Below are 2,760 nucleotides of genomic sequence, written 5' to 3'. Positions count from 1 at the left end.
GACAGCCCCGTAGGCGTAGAACACTGATTGTCCTAGAGTAGGGCGGGACACGAGAAATCCTGTCTGAACATGGGGAGACCACTCTCCAAGCCTAAGTACTCGTGCATGACCGATAGCGAACAAGTACCGTGAGGGAAAGGTGAAAAGCACCCCGACAAGGGGAGTGAAATAGAACCTGAAACCGGATGCCTACAAGCAGTCGGAGGCCGCAAGGCTGACGGCGTACCTTTTGTATAATGGGTCAACGACTTAGTGTAACTAGCAAGCTTAAGCCGGTAGGTGTAGGCGCAGCGAAAGCGAGTCTGAATAGGGCGATTGAGTTAGTTGCATTAGACCCGAAACCGAGTGATCTAGCCATGAGCAGGCTGAAGGTTGGGTAACACCAACTGGAGGGCCGAACCCGCATCTGTTGCAATAGATTGGGATGACTTGTGGCTAGGGGTGAAAGGCCAATCAAACTCGGAGATAGCTGGTTCTCCGCGAAATCTATTTAGGTAGAGCGTCGAGCGAATACCTCAGGGGGTAGAGCACTGGATGGGCTATGGGGACTCACCGTCTTACTGATCCTAACCAAACTGCGAATACCTGAGAGTACTACTCGGCAGACACACGGCGGGTGCTAACGTCCGTCGTGAAGAGGGCAACAACCCTGACCTCCAGCTAAGGTCCCCAAGTCATGGCTAAGTGGGAAAGGATGTGAGGATCCCAAAACAACCAGGATGTTGGCTTAGAAGCAGCCATCATTTAAAGAAAGCGTAACAGCTCACTGGTCTAATCAAGGGTCTTTGCGCCGAAAATGTAACGGGGCTAAAGCCATGCACCGAAGCTGAGGCTTATGATCTTCTAACGAAGACATAGGGGTAGCGGAGCGTTCCGTAAGTCTGTGAAGGCGGACCCGTGAGGGCTGCTGGAGATATCGGAAGTGCGAATGTTGACATGAGTAACGATAAAGAGGGTGAGAGACCCTCTCGCCGAAAGACCAAGGGTTCCTGCTTAAAGTTAATCTGAGCAGGGTTAGCCGGCCCCTAAGACGAGGCAGACATGCGTAGTCGATGGGAACCACGTTAATATTCGTGGGCCTGGTGGTAGTGACGGATCGCGAAAGTTGTTCACTCTTATTGGATTGGGTGGGCAGCGGGGCGGTTCCAGGAAACAGCTCCACCTTATAGACCGTACCCGAAACCGACACAGGTGGTCAGGTAGAGCATACCAAGGCGCTTGAGAGAACGATGTTGAAGGAACTCGGCAAATTGCACGCGTAACTTCGGAAGAAGCGTGACCCCAGATTGGGCAACCATTTTGGGGTGGCACAGACCAGGGGGTAGCGACTGTTTATCAAAAACACAGGGCTCTGCGAAGTCGAAAGACGACGTATAGGGTCTGACGCCTGCCCGGTGCTGGAAGGTTAAGAGGAGGGGTGCAAGCTCTGAATCGAAGCCCCAGTAAACGGCGGCCGTAACTATAACGGTCCTAAGGTAGCGAAATTCCTTGTCGGGTAAGTTCCGACCTGCACGAATGGCGTAACGACTTCCCCGCTGTCTCCAACATCGACTCAGTGAAATTGAATTCCCCGTGAAGATGCGGGGTTCCTGCGGTTAGACGGAAAGACCCCGTGCACCTTTACTATAGCTTTACACTGGCATTCGTGTCGGCATGTGTAGGATAGGTGGTAGGCTTTGAAGCGGGGACGCCAGTCTTCGTGGAGCCATCCTTGAAATACCACCCTTATCGTCATGGATGTCTAACCGCGGCCCGTCATCCGGGTCCGGGACAGTGTATGGTGGGTAGTTTGACTGGGGCGGTCGCCTCCGAAAGAGTAACGGAGGCGCGCGATGGTGGGCTCAGAGCGGTCGGAAATCGCTCGTCGAGTGCAATGGCATAAGCCCGCCTGACTGCGAGACTGACAAGTCGAGCAGAGACGAAAGTCGGTCATAGTGATCCGGTGGTCCCGCGTGGAAGGGCCATCGCTCAACGGATAAAAGGTACGCCGGGGATAACAGGCTGATGACCCCCAAGAGTCCATATCGACGGGGTTGTTTGGCACCTCGATGTCGGCTCATCGCATCCTGGGGCTGGAGCAGGTCCCAAGGGTTTGGCTGTTCGCCAATTAAAGCGGTACGTGAGCTGGGTTCAGAACGTCGTGAGACAGTTCGGTCCCTATCTGCCGTGGGTGTAGGAATATTGACAGGATCTGTCCCTAGTACGAGAGGACCGGGATGGACATATCTCTGGTGGACCTGTTGTCCTGCCAAGGGCATAGCAGGGTAGCTATATATGGACGGGATAACCGCTGAAGGCATCTAAGCGGGAAACCCCCCTGAAAACGAGTATTCCCTATCAGGGCCGTGGAAGACGACCACGTTGATAGGAGGCGTGTGGACGTGCAGCAATGCATGAAGCTTAGCCTTACTAATCGCCCGATCGGCTTGATCGTTCTCATTGACCATGCTCATCAAGCGGAGCTCGATGATGCTTTTGTTCAGCGCTCACGCGCGTACGCCCTTCGGGCTGCGCTCCGCGGGGGCGCCGGACGACCGGCGACGGACTAGCGTCCTGTATGGGTGCCATACGCACCGCAGTACGAAATCCGTCCCAATCGACGTGTTCATAAAAACCAATCACTACCGACAGTTCACCAATCACTGTCGGAGTGAACCAGCTTCTCAACAATCTCCGGCCTCAACGGCCGGAGCATTGCCCTTAGCCGACCTGGTGGTCATGGCGGGGTGGCTGCACCCGTTCCCATTCCGAACACGGCCG

Annotated in this window: 1 rRNA gene; it reads left to right on the top strand. The window is 54.8% G+C overall.

Going from position 1 to position 2,760, the window contains the following annotated elements:
- Positions 1 to 2,434: ribosomal RNA gene (locus JL39_RS21145) — 23S ribosomal RNA — on the top strand; the annotation flags it as partial.
- Positions 2,435 to 2,760 lie beyond the last annotated feature (326 nt).

It is taken from the genome of Rhizobium sp. YS-1r (assembly GCF_000757525.1).
GTDB classification, from domain to species: domain Bacteria; phylum Pseudomonadota; class Alphaproteobacteria; order Rhizobiales; family Rhizobiaceae; genus Neorhizobium; species Neorhizobium petrolearium.
This window is presented reverse-complemented; position numbering and strand designations above follow the sequence as displayed.